This is a genomic window from Dyella sp. NPDC103356, from assembly GCF_055584465.1.
This window is the reverse complement of sequence record NZ_JBVJLZ010000010.1, coordinates 157,802-174,669: the sequence shown is the minus strand read 5'-3', so window position 1 is coordinate 174,669 and position 16,868 is coordinate 157,802. Positions and strand designations below refer to the sequence as shown.

13 protein-coding genes are annotated in these 16,868 nt (G+C 57.7%); 9 read left to right on the top strand and 4 right to left on the bottom strand.

Features of this window, described 5'->3' with window-relative positions; all coding sequences use genetic code 11:
* Window positions 1-95 precede the first annotated feature (95 nt).
* From ACZ6WW_RS20340 to ACZ6WW_RS20325, 4 genes are all read right to left on the bottom strand, one after another.
* A complete protein-coding gene (locus ACZ6WW_RS20340) occupies window positions 96-1,475 on the bottom strand; it encodes a leucyl aminopeptidase family protein (RefSeq protein ID WP_465275820.1) in 1,380 nt (459 codons plus the stop codon).
* Between the two features lie 52 nt (window positions 1,476-1,527).
* Entirely contained in the window at window positions 1,528-2,214 is a 687-nt protein-coding gene (locus ACZ6WW_RS20335; protein WP_465275819.1) for an HAD family hydrolase, read from the bottom strand.
* A gap of 12 nt (window positions 2,215-2,226) precedes the next feature.
* Window positions 2,227-3,639, bottom strand: a complete 1,413-nt coding sequence (locus ACZ6WW_RS20330) for a LysM peptidoglycan-binding domain-containing protein (RefSeq protein ID WP_281851798.1) — start codon at window positions 3,637-3,639, stop codon at window positions 2,227-2,229.
* A gap of 391 nt (window positions 3,640-4,030) precedes the next feature.
* Window positions 4,031-5,401 (bottom strand): Do family serine endopeptidase, encoded by a 1,371-nt coding sequence (locus ACZ6WW_RS20325; RefSeq protein ID WP_465275818.1) that lies wholly within the window; start codon window positions 5,399-5,401, stop codon window positions 4,031-4,033.
* Window positions 5,402-5,745: 344 nt separating this feature from the next.
* Here ACZ6WW_RS20325 and ACZ6WW_RS20320 point away from each other — a divergent pair, with 344 nt between their 5' ends.
* The 9 genes from ACZ6WW_RS20320 to ACZ6WW_RS20280 all read left to right on the top strand — a co-directional run bounded on the left by ACZ6WW_RS20320 (window position 5,746) and on the right by ACZ6WW_RS20280 (window position 16,749).
* Window positions 5,746-7,893, top strand: a complete 2,148-nt coding sequence (locus ACZ6WW_RS20320; protein ID WP_281851800.1) for an adenosylcobalamin-dependent ribonucleoside-diphosphate reductase — start codon at window positions 5,746-5,748, stop codon at window positions 7,891-7,893.
* Between the two features lie 90 nt (window positions 7,894-7,983).
* On the top strand, window positions 7,984-8,514 hold the full coding sequence (locus ACZ6WW_RS20315) for a histone (protein ID WP_281851801.1): 531 nt from the start codon (window positions 7,984-7,986) through the stop codon (window positions 8,512-8,514).
* Between the two features lie 218 nt (window positions 8,515-8,732).
* Window positions 8,733-9,476 carry a TSCPD domain-containing protein gene (locus ACZ6WW_RS20310; protein WP_465275817.1) on the top strand — a complete coding sequence of 248 codons (744 nt, stop codon included), beginning with the start codon at window positions 8,733-8,735 and terminating at the stop codon, window positions 9,474-9,476.
* 59 nt (window positions 9,477-9,535) lie between these two features.
* On the top strand, window positions 9,536-11,245 hold the full coding sequence (locus ACZ6WW_RS20305; protein WP_465275816.1) for an ATP-dependent nuclease: 1,710 nt from the start codon (window positions 9,536-9,538) through the stop codon (window positions 11,243-11,245).
* Between the two features lie 135 nt (window positions 11,246-11,380).
* Window positions 11,381-12,091 (top strand): hypothetical protein, encoded by a 711-nt coding sequence (locus ACZ6WW_RS20300; protein ID WP_465275815.1) that lies wholly within the window; start codon window positions 11,381-11,383, stop codon window positions 12,089-12,091.
* Between the two features lie 98 nt (window positions 12,092-12,189).
* Window positions 12,190-12,837 carry a hypothetical protein gene (locus ACZ6WW_RS20295; protein WP_465275814.1) on the top strand — a complete coding sequence of 216 codons (648 nt, stop codon included), beginning with the start codon at window positions 12,190-12,192 and terminating at the stop codon, window positions 12,835-12,837.
* 393 nt (window positions 12,838-13,230) lie between these two features.
* Window positions 13,231-14,205, top strand: coding sequence for a transposase (locus ACZ6WW_RS20290; protein WP_465275813.1), 975 nt, complete (start codon window positions 13,231-13,233; stop codon window positions 14,203-14,205).
* A 498-nt stretch (window positions 14,206-14,703) separates the two neighbouring features.
* On the top strand, window positions 14,704-15,678 hold the full coding sequence (locus tag ACZ6WW_RS20285) for a transposase (RefSeq protein ID WP_465275812.1): 975 nt from the start codon (window positions 14,704-14,706) through the stop codon (window positions 15,676-15,678).
* A 630-nt stretch (window positions 15,679-16,308) separates the two neighbouring features.
* Window positions 16,309-16,749 (top strand): hypothetical protein, encoded by a 441-nt coding sequence (locus tag ACZ6WW_RS20280; RefSeq protein WP_465275811.1) that lies wholly within the window; start codon window positions 16,309-16,311, stop codon window positions 16,747-16,749.
* Window positions 16,750-16,868 lie beyond the last annotated feature (119 nt).

The following is a 16,868-nucleotide window of genomic DNA, read 5'->3' as shown; positions in this document are numbered from 1 at the left end:
GGGGGTACACCGGGGCAAGCTTTCAACGTTGCGCGCTTTTGCCCCCTCTCCCCTGGCTTCGCCGGGGGAGAGGGTTGGGGTGAGGGGGAAGCTCTTCAGCTCTTGAACCGCGCTTGCAAATACCCAAACAAAGCCCGCAACCCCATCGCCTCACCCCCACGCGGACGCCCCGGCCGATCGGCATCGTTCCACGCGTAAGTATCCAGATGCACCCAGGGCAAACCCTCCGGCACAAACCGCTCCAGATAAAGCGCCGCCGTAATCGCCCCCGCATGACGCGAAGCACCGGCATTGGCAAAGTCGGCGATATACGAATCGAGCATCTTCCGATACGGCCGCCACAACGGCAGACGCCACAGCGGATCGTCCACCGCGCGCCCAGCGGCAAGCACGTCATCGGCCAGCGCATCGCCATTGGCAAACAGCGCCGGCAGATCGGGCCCCAACGCCACGCGCGCCGCACCGGTCAAGGTTGCGAAGTCGACGATCAGCTCCGGCTTCTGCTCGACACCGTAGGCAATCGCATCGCACAGCACCAGGCGCCCTTCGGCATCGGTGTTGTCCACTTCCACCGTCAGGCCAGCACGCGTGGTGATCACTTCACCCGGACGCATCGCATTGCCGGCCACGGCGTTCTCTACCGCTGGCACCAGCAAGGTCAGCTGCACCGGCAGCTTGGCCTGCATGATCAAACCGGCCAGCGCGATCGCGTGCGCCGCGCCGCCCATATCCTTCTTCATCCAGCGCATGCCGTCGGAAGGCTTCAGGTCGAGGCCGCCGGTATCGAAGCACACGCCCTTGCCGATCACGACGAGCTTGGGATGCGATGCCTTGCCCCAGATCAGTTCGATCAGGCGTGGTGCGCGATGGCTGGCACGGCCGACGGCGTGGATGGTGGGGAAGTTTGCCTTGAGCAGTTCGTCGCCGACCCACTCGCGCACCTTGCCCTTGTACGTCTTGCCCAACTGCTTGATCGCATCGGCCAGCTGTTTCGGGCCCATGTCTTCGGTTGGTGTGTTGACCAGGTCCCGCACCTGCGCGGTGGCCACGATCAGCGGCGCCAGCGCGCGCAGATCGTCGCCCGGGATCGCCAGCTGCGCCGGGCCGCGCTTGGCCTTGCGATAGCGCGTGAACTCGTAAGCACCGAATGCCCAGCCCAGCGCGGCCTGCCGGCGATCGGCGAGCACACCTTCGTCGGCCAGGTGATAGACCGCTTCGGGCAACTGCTTGGGCAGTGCGGCCAGCGCACCGAGCGCATCGTTCGCATCCACACCGACCAGCACGCGCACCAGCTTGCCGTTGGCATCGCTGAGCAGGCCGACGCTGCCCGGCTTGGCTTCGAACGCGTTATCGGCCAGCCAGCGGCGTTGCGCGGCGGTCAGGCGGCGGCGTGCGGTGGTGTAGTGCGCGACATCGGTGGTTTCGATGGCGACGCTGTGGCGGTCGCCGGACTTGGCTTCGATCAGTGCGGACATGGTCTTCCTAAAACGCTTGGGTTTTCAGGTGTGCATGATGCGCGCTCGGGCGCTACGCATCCAGCCATTGGGCAAGCGCCGCGAGGTCGGGCAGGTCGAGATCGGGCTTGGTGCCGAGCAAACCTGGCCACGGATGCTGGCGGCGATTGATCCAGGCCGTACGCAGGCCGGCATCGCGTGCGCCGACCACGTCCAGCTCCGGATCGTCGCCGACATGCAGGATGTTTTCCGGCGCCGCGCCGAGCAGCTCGGCGGCGGCATGGAAAATGCGCTTGTCCGGCTTGGGTATGCCGGTATCGCGTGCACAGATGTGGAACGCAAAATGCGCACGGATGCCGACCAGCTCCAGATCGGCATTGCCGTTGGTCAGGCTGGCGACCGGATAGCGCTTGGCGATGCGTTCCAGCGCGGGCAGGGCATCCGGATAAAGCTCGACGCGGTTGCGCGCGGAGAAGTAGACATCCCACAAGGCCTGCAGCGGCGCATCGTCGATACCGCAGGCGGCAAAGGCGCGCTGCATGGTGATATGACGCTGTGCGGTGAAGTCGTGGGCCAGGTCGGTGCGCTCGGCGGCGACCTCGGCACGCAGCGCGCGCATGGCCGGGATGGGCCATGCGCGGGCAACGTCAGGATGGTGTTGACGCAGATACGCGTCGAGATCGCGGTCGGCCTGTTCCAGTGCCGGCATCACCGGCCACAGGGTGTCGTCCAGGTCGACCGTCAGTGCGAGAATTTTCACCAGCCGTCGCGCTTAGCGCGCGCCGACCTTCAACACCTGGCCCTGGCGCACGGTGTTGTCCTTCAGGCCGTTCCAGGCGCGCAGCTGGTCAACGTCGACCGAGTGCTTCTTGGCGATCGAGTACAGCGTTTCGCCGGCATTGACCTTGTAGGTCTTGGCGACGACGACCGGCTTGGCGGCCTTCGCAGGCTTGGCTTCGGCGACCTTGTGCGTGTCGGCCTTGGCAGCTTTTGCCGGCGCGACCTTTTCCATCGCTACCTTGGCCGGCTTGCCGCGCGTGAAGTACACCTCGCTGGTGACCTTGGCGAAGTCCGCGCCGCGCGCAGCCTTGTCGCTGACGGTGATCGCATCGCCATGAATGCCCTTCAGGCTCGGCGGTGCGGTAGAGACGGAGGTGCCGGTGACGGCGGCGAACTCGCTCTTGGGTGCCTCGGTCTTCGTCTTCGCTTGTGCGATTGCAGCGGCCGGTGCAGCCGCCTTGGCCGATGCGACGGCCGTGCCCGAGGTGACCAGCGGCTGTTCGCTGCCGGCGCTGGCGCGTGCACCGACTTCGGCAAGAATCTTGGCGCGGCGAGAGCTGTCCATCGAGGCCAGTGCGGCACCATCGTTATACGGCACCAGGCCATGGGCACGCAGCAGCGCGCTGCCCTTGTCGCTCTGCACGAAGTCGAGGAACTCCTTGACGTCGGCGGCCTTCGGGTTGGTGTTGTTGGTGACCAGGTAGAGCGGCGTAAACAGCGGATAGCTGCCGCTGGAGATCGTCGACTGGTTCGGGGCGATGCCGCCGATGCTCAGCACCTTGATCTTCGGGTTGCCGCGCACGTTCGCCAGCGTGGTGGCGCCGAATGATTTCGGATCGAGCGTGACGCCCTCTTCGAGCTTGGCCGTATTCACATACAGACGCGGCGCGGCCACCGGCTGATTGCCGCGGCCGAACATCAGGCGACGCAGGCTGTATTCCACGCCGTCGCCGGGGCTGGCCACGGCATAGGCATTGATCGGCTCGTCGCGGCCACCGAGGTCTTTCCAGTTGGTGATCTTGCCGTAGTACACGTCATGCAACTGCTGCAGCGTGATCGAGCTGACCGGGTTGGACGGCGAGGTGATGATCACCAGCGCATCCCAGGCCACCGGCGTAAAGGCCAGCTCCGACTCCGAACCACCCGCGCTGCCGCGTGCGGCACCGGCCAGATCGGCCGTGCCCTTGGCGACGGCGTCCAGGCCCGAGGCGGTGTTGAACGGCTGCAATTCGATCTTGCCCTTGCCGCTCTTTTCCCAGGCCTTGGCGACATCGGTCACCACGCCTCGTGCAGTGGTGATATCGCCGCGCCACACCAGGGTGGGGCCCGCGGCGGCGAACGCCACGGTGGCGACGCTGGTGCCGATCAAGGCAAGAGAGAGCAAACGGGCAAGACGAAATGACATGTGCTGCGTAACCCCAGGGTTATGAGTGTGGTCGCCGCGTTGCCTTCCAGGGCTGCAGGCTGATGAAGAATCGCGGTATTTCAGCCGGCTGTGGGGAAAACATCAAGCGGAAGTTGTGCTTACGTTTAGTTTGGTGAAGCCGGTGGGGTAGTGGAGAGTGATGGGGAGTGATGAGGCGCACTCTATTTCCCGTCTTCCCAGGTCTTTGCCTCAGTTTTCATCGTCATCCCGGCGAAGGCCGGGATCCATTCCTCAGCGTGGATGCTTGCCATGTGCCGTCTGAGGAGCGAAGCCTGAGGGATGGATCCCGACCTGCGCCGGGATGACGAAGTGGGGAGTGTTCGAGATTCCCCATAGTCGCTATTCGGTTCTTACTCCCCCAACGCCCAACTCAAAGCACCTGCACGTACCGCGTCCCCTCATCCCCCGACACCACCAGCAACAACTGCCGCGGATTCACCCCCGCAAGCCGCTGCATCGTGTTCAGACTGGTCACGCGCAGATTGCCGATGCCGAGCACGATGTCCCCCTGCTTCAGTCCGCTCTGCTCGGCGCGACTGCCCTTGGCGACACTCGCGATCTGCACACCGGCCACACCCTGGCTACGCAGGTTCTGCGGCAGCTCGCTGAAGGTGACGCCCACCAGCCGCGCATCGAGCTTGCCGCCATCGAGCGTGGCGAGCTTCTCGGGTGTCAGTTTCAGGGTGATGTCGCGCGGCGCGCCACTACGCACGACGGTGAGCTTGACCGAGCTGCCGACCGGCAGCAGGCCCTCGGCGTTGCGCAGGTCCTGCGGATTGCGCAGCGGTTTGCCGTCCACCGCAGTGATCACATCACCGGTCTGCACATCGGCCTGGTCGGCGACCGAGTCGTTGCTCACCCGCGTCACCACCACGCCCTCGCTGCTCTTCAGCCCCAGTACCTGCGCGATGCGTGGGGTGATCTCCTGCGTGTCGATGCCCAGCGTGCCGCGGCTGACCTTGCCGTGCGCGATCAGCTGCTGCATCACCTCGCTGCTCAGATTGGTGGGGATGGCAAAGCCGATGCCGACATTGCCGCCCGAGGGCGAGAAGATCATCGTGTTGATGCCGACCAGCTCGCCACGCAGGTTCACCAGCGCGCCGCCGGAGTTGCCCGGGTTGATCGAGGCATCGGTCTGGATAAAGTTCTGATAGCCCGAATTGCCCAACCCCGAGCGACGCAGCGCCGAGACGATGCCCGACGTCGCCGTCTGCCCCAGCCCGAACGGGTCGCCGACGGCCACCACGAAATCGCCCACGCGCAGTTGATCGGAGTTGGCCAGCGGCAGTGCCTTCAGATCCGTGCCCTGAATCTGCACCACCGCCACATCGGTCTCCGGGTCGGTGCCGATCAGCTTGCCTTTGAAGTTGCGCCCGTCCTGCAGGGTGACCGAGATGTCGTCCGCGCCGCCGACCACATGGTTATTGGTCAGCACATAGCCCTTGGCCGCATCGACGATGACGCCCGAACCCAGGCTCTGCTCCACGCGTTCGCGCGCGCCGCCGTTGAGGCCGAACATCTGACGAAACACCGGGTCGTCGAAGAACGGATCGCGCACCTTTACGCGGGTCTTGGTCGAGATGTTTACCACCGCCGGCGTAACTTTCTCCAGCATGGGCGCCAGTGACGGTAAAGGTTGCCCGTCAACACTCGGTGGCAGTGCAGCACGGCCGATCAGCGGCAGCACCGATGCCAGCACGGCACTAAATATGACAGCGAGGCGGCGATGACGCGGATACATCGAAGACTCCTTAAAAACATGGGTGGCGAAGCATAAGTGCAGGTTCGACTTTGCCTGTCGCGTTCGGTTCCCGCACCTGGCGATAACGTGACGGTGTTCAAAACACTTTACTTCGCACCGGACCAGGGGTAACTTGCACTTCCGTCCGCAAGCACAACATATTGTGTGTTGATGTCAGTTCACTACCCAGTGCTGGTGTCGACCAACAAACCTCTCAGGGGAGGGGTTTTCGTACGGAAGGGAAGACAGGCGGGTATCGCTGCCGGGCCGGGAGGCCACCGGCGATGCCTCAGCTGATGTGAAGAAACCAACGGTACGGGTCATACCGGGAGGTCAGGAAGCCGATGAGCACCGTGCGTGCACCAGCCATGGTTCGTGATGCCGCAGCGATTCCGCTGCAGCCCGCGTCGCAGGACATCTGGGATAAAAAATACCGCCTGAAAGCGAAGTCAGGCGCACCGGTCGACGGCAGCGTCGACGAAACCTATCAGCGCGTGGCGCGCGCGCTTTCCGATGTGGAAGCGACGCCGGAGCTGCGCGAACACTGGAACGAACGTTTTCTGTGGGCATTGCGCCGCGGGGCGATCCCGGCTGGCCGCATCACCTCCAACGCCGGCGCGCTCGCGCACAAGCCAGCGACCTCGACCATCAATTGCACAGTGTCCGGCACCATCCGCGATTCGATGGACGACATCCTCGAGAAGGTCCACGAAGCCGGCCTGACACTCAAGGCGGGTTGCGGCATCGGTTACGAGTTCTCCACGCTGCGCCCGCGCGGCGCGTACGTGTCGGGTGCGGGCGCCTATACCAGCGGCCCGCTGTCCTTCATGGATATCTACGACAAGATGTGTTTCACCGTCTCCTCCGCCGGCGGTCGCCGCGGTGCGCAGATGGGCACCTTCGACGTCAGCCATCCGGACGTGAAGGAATTCATCCGCTCCAAGCGCGAAGACGGTCGCTTGCGCCAGTTCAACCTGTCGCTGCTGGTCACCGACGGCTTCATGCAGGCGGTGGAGCACGACCAGGACTGGCCGCTGGTCTTCCCGGTGCACGTCAAGGAGAAGGACGAAGTCGTTCTCGACGACGCCAGCCAGGTGGTATGGCGCGAATGGCCCACCCACGAAAACTACGTGGAGCGCGAAGACGGCCTGGTCGCCTGCAAGATTTACGGCCACATCCGCGCGCGGCACCTGTGGGACATGATCATGGTGTCCACCTATGACTATGCCGAGCCGGGTTTCATCCTGATCGACAAGGTCAACGAGATGAACAACAACTGGTGGTGCGAGCACATCCGCGCCACCAACCCCTGCGGTGAGCAGCCGCTGCCGCCGTACGGCTCGTGCCTGCTCGGCTCGATCAACCTCACCACCTTCGTGCGCGACCCGTTCGGTCCGAAGGCGCGCTTCGACTGGGACGAATACCGCGACGTGGTCCGCGTCTTCACCCGCATGCTCGACAATGTGGTGGAGATCAATGGCCTGCCGCTGGAGCAGCAGCGCAACGAGATCCTCTCCAAGCGCCGCCACGGCATGGGCTTCCTGGGCCTGGGTTCGACCCTGACCATGCTCAAGATGCGCTACGGCGCCGCCGACGCTGTCGCCTTCACTGAAGAAGTGTCGCGCGAGATGGCTGTGGCTGGTTGGGAAGTGGCGCTGGAGCTGGCCAAGGAAAAAGGCCCGGCACCGATCCTGCTGCGCGAGTTCACCGTTACCGGCGACATGCTGCGCAAGCGCCCGGAGATGGTCACCGACGGCTACAAGGTCGGCGACACCATCACCGGCCGCGTGCTGCACGCCAAGTACAGCCGCTATATGCAGCGCGTGGCTTCAGTCGCCCCGAACCTGGTCAAGGAGCTCGCCGAAACCGGCGCACGCTTCACCCACCACAGCTCGATCGCGCCCACCGGCACCATTTCGTTGTCGCTGGCCAACAACGCCAGCAACGGCATCGAGCCCAGTTTTGCCCATCACTACTCGCGCAACGTGATCCGTGAGGGCCGCAAGACCAAGGAAAAAGTCGAGGTCTACAGCTACGAGCTGCTCGCCTATCGCGCATTGATCAATGCCGACGCGATGCCGTTCACCGACGATGCCCAGGCCAAGCTGCCGGAGTACTTCGTTGCCGCTGACGATATCTCGCCGAAGGAGCATGTCGACATCCAGGCCGCCGCGCAGTTGTGGGTCGATTCGTCGATCTCCAAGACCGCGAACGTGCCGACCGACTACCCCTACGAAGACTTCAAGGACATCTACTTCTACGCCTATAAGCAGGGTCTCAAGGGCTGCACGACCTTCCGTTTCAACCCCGCTGCGTTCCAGGGCGTGTTGGTGAAAGAGTCAGATCTTGAGAGCACCCTCTACCGCTTCGAATTGGAGGACGGTAGTGTTGTGGAACTGAAAGGCAACGAAGAGGTGGAGTACGACGGCGAAATGCACACCGCCGCCAATCTGTTCGATGCCTTGAAGGAAGGCTATTACGGCAAATTCTGATAGCGGGGAGCATGACCGCTATCATTACCGCGTAACGGCTTTGCGTAGAGTTACGGTTTAGCACTAAAAAAACCCGTCGGAGGGGAACACATGTCAATTGATCTGGATTTCGAAATGAACGATACAACGGCAACAACGGAAGCACCGGCAGTCGATTCGACCCCGGCGCCGAAGAAAGCCCGCGCCAAGCGTAAACCGGCTGCCAAGAAGGCAGCACCGGCCAAGAAGGCGGCTAAGAAAGCCACCAAGAAGGCCGGCGCCAAGAAGGCAACCAAGAAGGTCGCGAAGAAGGCGACCAAGAAGGTAGCCAAGAAAGCCACCAAGAAAGTCGCAGCCAAGAAAGCGGTGAAGAAGGCAGTCAAGAAGGCCGCCAAGAAAGCCGTGAAGAAGGTGCGGGCAGCCAAGAAGGCAGTCAAGAAGACTGCTCGCAAGGTTGCCAAGAAGGGCACGGCCCGCAAGGCCGCAAAGAAGGTCAGCAGCAAAAAGACGGCCCGTAAAGCCGCCCCGAAGAAAGCGGCAAAGTCCGCTAGCAAGAAAACCGCCCGCAAAGCGGTAAAGAGGTCCACTGCCAGCAAGAAGACGGCGCGTAAGGCCACCAAAAAGGCCGCCCGTCGCAAGTAAGCCGTAACCAGTCGGGTCCGGCCTGGTGCCGGACCCGATTGTCTTCGACGACAGGGTGACGAATACCTCCCCTATCCGTCGTCCCCGCGAAGGCGGGGACCCAGTGAAATACGTAGTGCGAAGCACGCCTCTTAAAAGGGCGTAGCAGCGCCACCCGCACCACCCAAGAACACCAAAGCCTCGCGGCACCGCCAAGCACTCAAAAAGAAGACACCACCATGGCGATCAAGATCGAAAAGAAGATCAAGGGCTATAACGTCGTAAAGCCCGAAGACAAAGCCGCGCAAGCCAGCACGCCCGCCCAGCCCAAGAAAGACGAGGCACCCAAGGCGGAAGTGATCCAGATGCACGAGAGCGTAGAGCGCCCCGAGACGCTCATCGGCTCCACCTACAAGATCAAGTCGCCGCTGTTCGAGCACGCGTTGTACGTCACCGTCAACGACATCGTTCTCAACGCCGGCACCCCGCACGAACAGCGCCGCCCCTTCGAGATCTTCATCAACTCGAAGAACATGGACCACTTCCAGTGGATCGTGGCGCTAACCCGCATCATCTCCGCCGTCTTCCGCAAAGGCGGCGACATCACCTTCCTGGCCGAAGAAATGAAGGCCGTCTTCGACCCCCGCGGCGGCTACTTCAAGGCCGGCGGCGTCTACATGCCCAGTATCGTCGCCGAGATCGGCGCGGTGATCGAGCAGCATATGAAGATGATCGGCCTGATCCACGACCCGGAGATGGATGAGTCGACCCGGCGGTTGATTGCCGAGAAGCGCGCGGCCTATGAGGCTGCCGCCAACCCCGCGCCCAAGCAGGGCAGTGCCGAGGCTACCAAGCCGGCTGCTGAGTCATCCACGGGTTTTCCGCCTGGGGCGACTATGTGCGTTAAGTGCAATACGCAGGCGCTGGTGCTGATGGATGGGTGTCAGACTTGTTTGAATTGTGGGTATAGTAAATGCGGCTAATAGCAATTGACATGTGATGGATAAAGGCGGCTTATAGTCGCCTTTCTTTTGGGTGAATTATGGAAGTTCTTAATATTAAACTTAAAGACGGCGCAGCCTTCAGAGAGGCGTGGTCAACCTGCTTCACAGGAAGTCCGATTACGGTAATTATAGGAAAAAATAACACTGGTAAATCTGCAATTTTGACAATTGTAGATGTCGCATGCTCCGGTATTCCAAAGGGAGGTGCGGCGCAATTTCTATGTGAAGGAATTTTGGACGAGAACTCGCTGCGATCTGTCTTTATTCAGAATCGGAGCGGCGGGAACATAGCTGGAAACCATTGGCTCAATTGCGGGGTCGCGTTCGTGGGGAAAAGGGTTTCCTGGGAAGTTGTAAATGAGGAGGTGCGGAATATAGAAATGGAGGGTGATTTTGTAAATCAAATGCGTGCAACTCAGCCAAACATAGAAAATGTAATTACAGACCTTTCACCTATGTTGCGAATTGCGTCGCTGCCATATCATGGAAAGAAATTTTTCCATTTGATGGCGGATCGGGATATTGGCCGAGAGATGGCGGATATCAGGATGTCTCTGAAAGGGAATGGAGCTGGTGCGACTAATATTATTAGGCGGTTAATTACAAGCTCTAGCGCTGGCTTGCAACGAGAGCTCATAACTGAAAGGCTTAGAGGGGCATTAAATAAGATTTTTTATCATGATGGACATTTTTCGGAAATAGTGGTTCGTCAGCACGACGACCTTGGGGGCGAGTGGGAAGTATATTTGGGAGAAAGAGAGAAGGGGTTGGTTGCCTTAAGTCAGTCTGGGAGCGGCCTGAAGACCGTTTTGCTGGTTCTTTTATTCATGCTAGTTGTGCCGGCCATTGAAAATATCGATCTCTCTCGCTGTGTATTTGCCTTTGAAGAGCTTGAAAATAATTTACACCCATCGTTGCTCAGACGACTTTATGGATTTATAGAAAGCTATTCGAAGGACAATGGGTCATCGTTTTTTTTGACAACGCATTCTAGTGTGGCGCTTGATATGTTTGGAATGTCTGAAATTTCTCAAATTGTCTTGATAGAACACGATGGAAAATCGTCTCATTCGACTCTAATTGGTACGCATATGGAGAGGCTCAACGCAGTTCGAGAGTTAGGGGCCAAGCCTTCCGACTTGCTTCAATCCAATGGTGTGATCTGGGTTGAAGGTCCTTCTGATGCAATTTATATAAATAAATGGATAGAATTAATGTCGAATGGAGACTTGAGAGAAGGAAGAGATTTCATATGCGCATTTTATGGAGGGGCATTGTTGGCTCGTATCCAAGCAACTGATCCAGAAAAATCGGTTGCTGATATGGTTAATGTTTTATTGATAAATCCAAATATGGCTATGCTGTGTGACAGCGATCGAGGCGCTGATGATGACGATTTGAAAGATAGGGTGGTTAAAATTTCCGATCAAATCAAGGCCAATCCGCGGGCCTTCATGTGGGTAACCTCTGGAAAGGAAATAGAGAATTATCTAAGTGGAGATCTTATTAGTCGAGCTTACAAATTTGAAAAAGTGCTGCCTGATCCGGAAAGGCTTGAGTATTTTTTCCCATCAAAGAGAAGTAATGAGTCCTATTGGGGTAAGTACATAGCGCGCACATCTGTAGATAAAGTCGACTTGGCGCTAAGATGTGCTTCTATCATGCAGTCGAGTGATATGAACGAGCGAATGGACTTGAAGGAAGCGATTTCGAGATTGGTCGATCGCATTAGGTCTTGGGGTGCATAAATTTGTTCCAAGAAAGTATTCGAGAATTTATTCAAATGAGGAATGTCCCAGTCCGAGACGCCAGTCATGCAACAGTCCGCCAACATCTTACTGATCCGATTCCATCCGGACTGACAACGAAATATAAGAAGTGAAATGAAATTCGATAATCGACGGCAACCTGTGCGGGCGACACTCCTATATCCTGGAGATGAATCTGGTCCGATACCTTATCTTTTCAATGTCGGGGGTGCAGTTGGTCGGGTTCTCCAAGGCGAGCTACAGTGGCGAATTTACGATTTCTGTCGTATTCATCAGATCGTATACAAAGAGGTCCGTGCTATAGATTCTCGTCTGGAAACGATCGACAAAGACAGCTACGCTCCGGGGCCGATCGATGACTGGGAGGGACTCGCAAGAAATCGACTGGCGACCGCCATACTGGATGCGGATCTGGAAATTATTCGAGTCACATCTTTTGTGGATCAGATGGTAGTAGTCGGGCTTTGGGCGATCGCTGAACAGTTCCTTGGAAAGATTTACAGGCAAATAAAGGCAATACAGAACTCGGTTGTACCTGAGGGCATAAAATCCCCCTATCAGTGGGACAAATTGTCTGATGCTTATAAGGTACTTGGAATTGACCTAAGCTCATGCGAAAGTTATACGGATGCAAATGAGTGTAGGGTCCTTAATAACTCCATAAAGCACTCTCCAGTAGTGGAGCCGCCGCTTCAGAATTTTCCGTTTTTTGGCACTCACGCTGGCGGTATTATCGATGAGATTCCCTTGGAAATGCAGCGTTATGTAAACGGCATTTCAAATTTTCTTGGAGATCTTATTTCAAAAGCGAATGATTTAGTTTGACTCGTGTGTAGAGGTCAAGGATATAGCGGGCCAGTCTGATTAAGGTGTGTCGGAAGTTTTCTATGTGGCGGTCCACTTAAAGAGCGGGGAGTTGTCTTATGCGAGATTGTTTTATAATTTGCCCTATCGGGAGTGATGGCTCTGAGGAAAGAATTAGGTCAGATAAGCTCCTCCGTCACGTCTTTGAGCCAGCTCTTTTACAAAGCAAGTATAGCGCTTTGCGCGCAGATAAAATTCCGAAGGCCGGTCTCATAACATCGCAAATAATTAACATGGTTATTGAGTCGCCTTTGGTAATTGCCGATTTAACGGGTGGGAATCCGAATGTGTTTTATGAGCTGGCAATTCGACACGCAACAGGAAAGCCGTTCATACAGGTCATCCATAAAAATAATAAGATACCGTTTGATATTTCCGGGGTGCGAACAATAGAGATCGACATTACGGACCCCGATAGCATTGAGTCAGCTAAGGTAAACATCTGTGCTCAGATCGAGCAGTTTGAAAAAGGGCACAAAGCAGACTCTCCAGTATCTGTTGCTGCTGGTGTCAGATTGCTGAAGAATGATCAAGGATTTGCCGAGTCGTTAGTTAATAAAATCGACGATTTGGCAGGGTCGGGCTTCCATAGTATCGATGATGTTGAAAGTAGGGTATCTGATTTGGATAATAAAATTGAAGAAATGAACGAAACTTTGAATAGGATCGTAGGCGTCCTTGAAAGTATCGATCAGCGGATGGAGTAATTTGCATAGGATGAGGAGGCGGCAGATCTGCGGCAGATCTGGCGCGGCAGATCTGGGACACCCACGAATTGGCCCTCCACCGGCAGTTCCATGCGCCGTTGGCGGATCTGGGACACCCACGAATTCGTTGGCGGATCTGGGACACCCACGAATTGGCCCTCCACCGGCAGTTCCATGCGCCGTTGACTGATATACGCGACCCGCAACGAAGCGCAAAGTGTGTGCGATAAGGGGACGGGGTAGTTAAACGACCCGGCTGATCTCGGAATGCTGACTCGTTTCGGCGGTGTGTGTTGGGACAGATCTGGGACACCCACGAATTAGTCCTCCACGGGCAGGCCGGTGCGCCGTCGACTGATACGAGCGACTCGCAGCGAAGTGCAAGGTATGCCCATGGCATACCCACGCATTCAAATGGTCGACCCGGGAACACCAGGTTTCTTCCACTGCGTCTCTCGCTGTGTCAGGCGTGCTTTCCTTTGCGGAGAGGATGCCTATAGCGGGCGCTCTTTCGAGCACCGCAAAGCTTGGGTGGAAGAGCGTCTACTGGCTCTGACCGAGTGCTTTGCGGTGGGACTCTACGCATATGCTGTGATGAGCAACCATGTGCATGTCGTGTTGTATGTGGACCCACAGATTGCGGAGGCTTGGTCAGATGAAGAAGTGGCCGAGCGTTGGGTGCGCGTGTTTCCGGTGCGTGTGAACGAAGCTGTCGATGAAGAGCTGTGCCAAGAAAAGGTACGACGTCTGCAAGGTGATCCAGAACACATGGCAGAGCTGCGTAGCCGTCTGGGCAGCTTGTCGTGGTTCATGCGTTGCCTGAACGAGCCGATTGCCCGTCAAGCCAATCGCGAAGACGGTTGCACTGGTCGCTTCTGGGAGGGGCGCTTCAAATGCCAAGCGTTGCTGGACGAACAGGCGGTTCTGAGCTGCATGGCCTACGTTGACCTGAACCCGATTCGGGCAGGGGTGGCAACCGATCTCGTGGGTTCAGACCACACCTCCATTCGCCAACGTTTGCAGCACACTCAGACAAGGGCGAGTTCGTTGCAGGCGAGGCTGCGTCCTATGGCCGGTATATTGCTGGCGCCGACCCTAGTTCCGCGAACAGTCGACTACCTGGAACTGTTGGACTGGAGCGGTCGGGTAGTCCGAGAAGGGAAGCGTGGCGCGATTGCCGCAGAAACACCTTCAATCCTGAATCAGTTAGGTTTACAGGGGCGAAAGTGGCATGCCCAGACGCTGGGCATTGAGAGTCATTACTGGCGGGCTGTGGGAACCGTTGAGTCCTTGATGGCCAAGGCGAGAGCGGTGGGCCAACATTGGTTGAAAGGGGCAGGAAGAAAGCGGCAACGCGCGTATGGGTAAGGCGGGAGAAGTTGCCAGCCGTCTATAGCGGCGGCATGCAAGCTCATTCGGGGGAAAGGGCGTCTCCCGGTCTTGCGTGAGTAATGGGCTTCAAATTTCTGAGCCAACAATAGACATCGCGTATGTGCTCAAGCGAGCGAGTCCCATGTCAGCTGGCGAGGTCGTTGTGTTCCCGACTTCACGCAAATGGTGGATGTCCTGTTACGTTCTGTTACGTTTAGGAGATCTGGGACACCCACTAATTAGTCCCCCACGGGCAGGCCGGTGCGCCGTCAACTGATATGAGCGACTCGCAGCGAAGCGCAAGGTATGCCCATGACATACCGGCGCATTCAAACGGTCGGCCCGGGAACACCAGGTTTCTTCCACTGCGTCTCTCGCTGTGTCAGGCGCGCCTTCCTTGGCAGATCTGGGACACCCACTAATTAGTCCTCCACGGGCAGGCCGGTGCGCCGTCGACTGATATGAGCGACTCGCAGCGAAGCGCAAGGTATGCCCATGACATACCCGCGCATTCAAATGGTCGACCCGGGCACACCGGGTTTCTTCCACTGCGTCTCTCGCTGTGTCAGGCGTGCTTTCCTTTGCGGAGAGGATGCCTATAGCGGGCGCTCTTTCGAGCACCGCAAAGCTTGGGTGGAAGAGCGTCTACTGGCTCTGACCGAGTGCTTTGCGGTGGGACTCTACGCATATGCTGTGATGAGCAACCATGTGCATGTCGTGTTGTATGTGGACCCACAGATTGCGGAGGCTTGGTCAGATGAAGAAGTGGCCGAGCGTTGGGTGCGCGTGTTTCCGGTGCGTGTGAACGAAGCTGTCGATGAAGAGCTGTGCCAAGAAAAGGTACGACGTCTGCAAGGTGATCCAGAACACATAGCAGAGCTGCGTAGCCGTCTGGGCAGCTTGTCGTGGTTCATGCGTTGCCTGAACGAGCCGATTGCCCGTCAAGCCAATCGCGAAGATGGTTGCACTGGTCGCTTCTGGGAGGGGCGCTTCAAATGCCAAGCGTTGCTGGACGAACAGGCGGTTCTGAGCTGCATGGCGTACGTTGACCTAAACCCGATTCGGGCAGGGGTGACAACCGATCTCGTGGGTTCAGACCACACCTCCATTCGCCAACGGTTGCAGCACACTCAGACAAGGGCGAATTCGTTGCAGGCGAGGCTGCGTGCTTTAGCCGGCATATTGCTGGCGCCGGTCCTAAGCCCGCGAACGGCCGACTATCTGGAGCTGCTGGACTGGAGCGGTCGGATAGTTCGAGAGGGAAAGCGTGGCGCGATTGCCGCAGAAACACCGTCAATCCTGAACCAGCTGGGTTTACAGGAGCGAAAGTGGCATGCTCAGACGCTGGGCATTGAGAGTCACTACTGGCGGGCTGTGGGAACAGTTGAGTCCTTGATGGCCAAGGCAAGAGCGCTGGGCCAACATTGGCTAAAGGGGGCGGGAAGAACGCAGCAACGCGCGTATGGATAAGGCGGGAGAAGTTGCCAGCTGTCTATAGGGGCAACGAGCACCTACCGGCAAGCACATTCGGGGGGGAAGGGACTTTCGCCTGTCCGGCGTGAGTAATGAAGTTCAAATTTCTGAAGCCAACAATAAACATCGTGCATGTGCTTAAGCGCGCGCCCGTTGTGACTTGTGAGGTCGTTGTGTTCCTGATTTCACGCAAATGGTGGGTGTCCTGTTCCTCACGTTTGCCTTTGGGATGTCCAGTACGCTGCATGCGGCGGAAGGCAAGGTGGCAATCAACATTGAGTCGAGTGGCGATGATCAACTTACGCAGATCCTCGTAACATCGCTTGAGAAACACGTGGCTGCGTCAACTCGATTCTCGTTGGCCCCTAGCGGTAAGGAAGAAATACGATGGATTCTTCCTGGGCATGTGTATTGGAGAGAGGTCGGTAAACGGATCAATTTCCACTATGTTGTTGTGATCGTCGGTCCCGCATCGAAATTTCTGGGAACGGTCAATGGGTCGTGTTGGGCTGACGAGGTGGGCACTTGCTCTAAGAATATCGTCACCGATATTTCGACTGGGGCTCTATAAGTCTGCGAGGTAAAGAGCGCCGGCTAGGAGCCCGGCTCGAAGACAGGAGACAATCAATGCGCTCAATACTTTCCAACATGCTGCTTGCTCTGGCCCTGGCTGGCTGGGTGCAGTCTGCCGCTTGTAGCGAGTCGTACTGCGCAACGGGTCAAGTAAGCCCAATCAAATTGCGGGTGACGATTCAACCTGAGAGACGTCAGGACTTCATCAAGTTCTTGCAATCAGACAAGGATCCCATCGCCCTCGGTGCTAGCTATGTTGGTAGGGTAGAGACATCGGGCTCTCTGACCATAGACTTTTTGGAAGTATTTGATGCGAAAAGGGCATCAAAAATTTCTATTCAGGCAGACAACAAAAAAACATCGTCTGTATTTGATTTTTCGTTTTGGAGCTGCAATACGACTCGTAGCCTGGAGCCGTACCGGGATGCCGTTCGCAACAGGGTCACTCAGTTTGGCGTGGGTACGGTATCCGTAGTAGATGTAGTTTCAGAGTGAGCTAGGAAGGGGCTCTTATTTTTGCTGCGGCGCAGGCCGGGGAGCGCCCGGCGCAAAAGGTGATCCGGGAGCTGATCTGGGGCACTGATCCTCACGGCTAAGTGGACGGGGTTAGTTAA

What these genes read in the sequence shown, in the direction of transcription:
- ACZ6WW_RS20285 (WP_465275812.1), top strand. Translation starts at nt 14,704, where the DNA reads ATGACATACCCGCGCATTCAAATGGTCGACCCGGGCACACCGGGTTTC.
- ACZ6WW_RS20295 (WP_465275814.1), top strand. Translation starts at nt 12,190, where the DNA reads ATGCGAGATTGTTTTATAATTTGCCCTATCGGGAGTGATGGCTCTGAG.
- ACZ6WW_RS20280 (WP_465275811.1), top strand. Translation starts at nt 16,309, where the DNA reads ATGCGCTCAATACTTTCCAACATGCTGCTTGCTCTGGCCCTGGCTGGC.
- ACZ6WW_RS20315 (WP_281851801.1), top strand. Translation starts at nt 7,984, where the DNA reads ATGTCAATTGATCTGGATTTCGAAATGAACGATACAACGGCAACAACG.
- ACZ6WW_RS20290 (WP_465275813.1), top strand. Translation starts at nt 13,231, where the DNA reads ATGGCATACCCACGCATTCAAATGGTCGACCCGGGAACACCAGGTTTC.
- ACZ6WW_RS20300 (WP_465275815.1), top strand. Translation starts at nt 11,381, where the DNA reads ATGAAATTCGATAATCGACGGCAACCTGTGCGGGCGACACTCCTATAT.
- ACZ6WW_RS20320 (WP_281851800.1), top strand. Translation starts at nt 5,746, where the DNA reads ATGAGCACCGTGCGTGCACCAGCCATGGTTCGTGATGCCGCAGCGATT.
- ACZ6WW_RS20330 (WP_281851798.1), bottom strand. Translation starts at nt 3,639, where the DNA reads ATGTCATTTCGTCTTGCCCGTTTGCTCTCTCTTGCCTTGATCGGCACC.
- ACZ6WW_RS20340 (WP_465275820.1), bottom strand. Translation starts at nt 1,475, where the DNA reads ATGTCCGCACTGATCGAAGCCAAGTCCGGCGACCGCCACAGCGTCGCC.
- ACZ6WW_RS20310 (WP_465275817.1), top strand. Translation starts at nt 8,733, where the DNA reads ATGGCGATCAAGATCGAAAAGAAGATCAAGGGCTATAACGTCGTAAAG.
- ACZ6WW_RS20325 (WP_465275818.1), bottom strand. Translation starts at nt 5,401, where the DNA reads ATGTATCCGCGTCATCGCCGCCTCGCTGTCATATTTAGTGCCGTGCTG.
- ACZ6WW_RS20305 (WP_465275816.1), top strand. Translation starts at nt 9,536, where the DNA reads ATGGAAGTTCTTAATATTAAACTTAAAGACGGCGCAGCCTTCAGAGAG.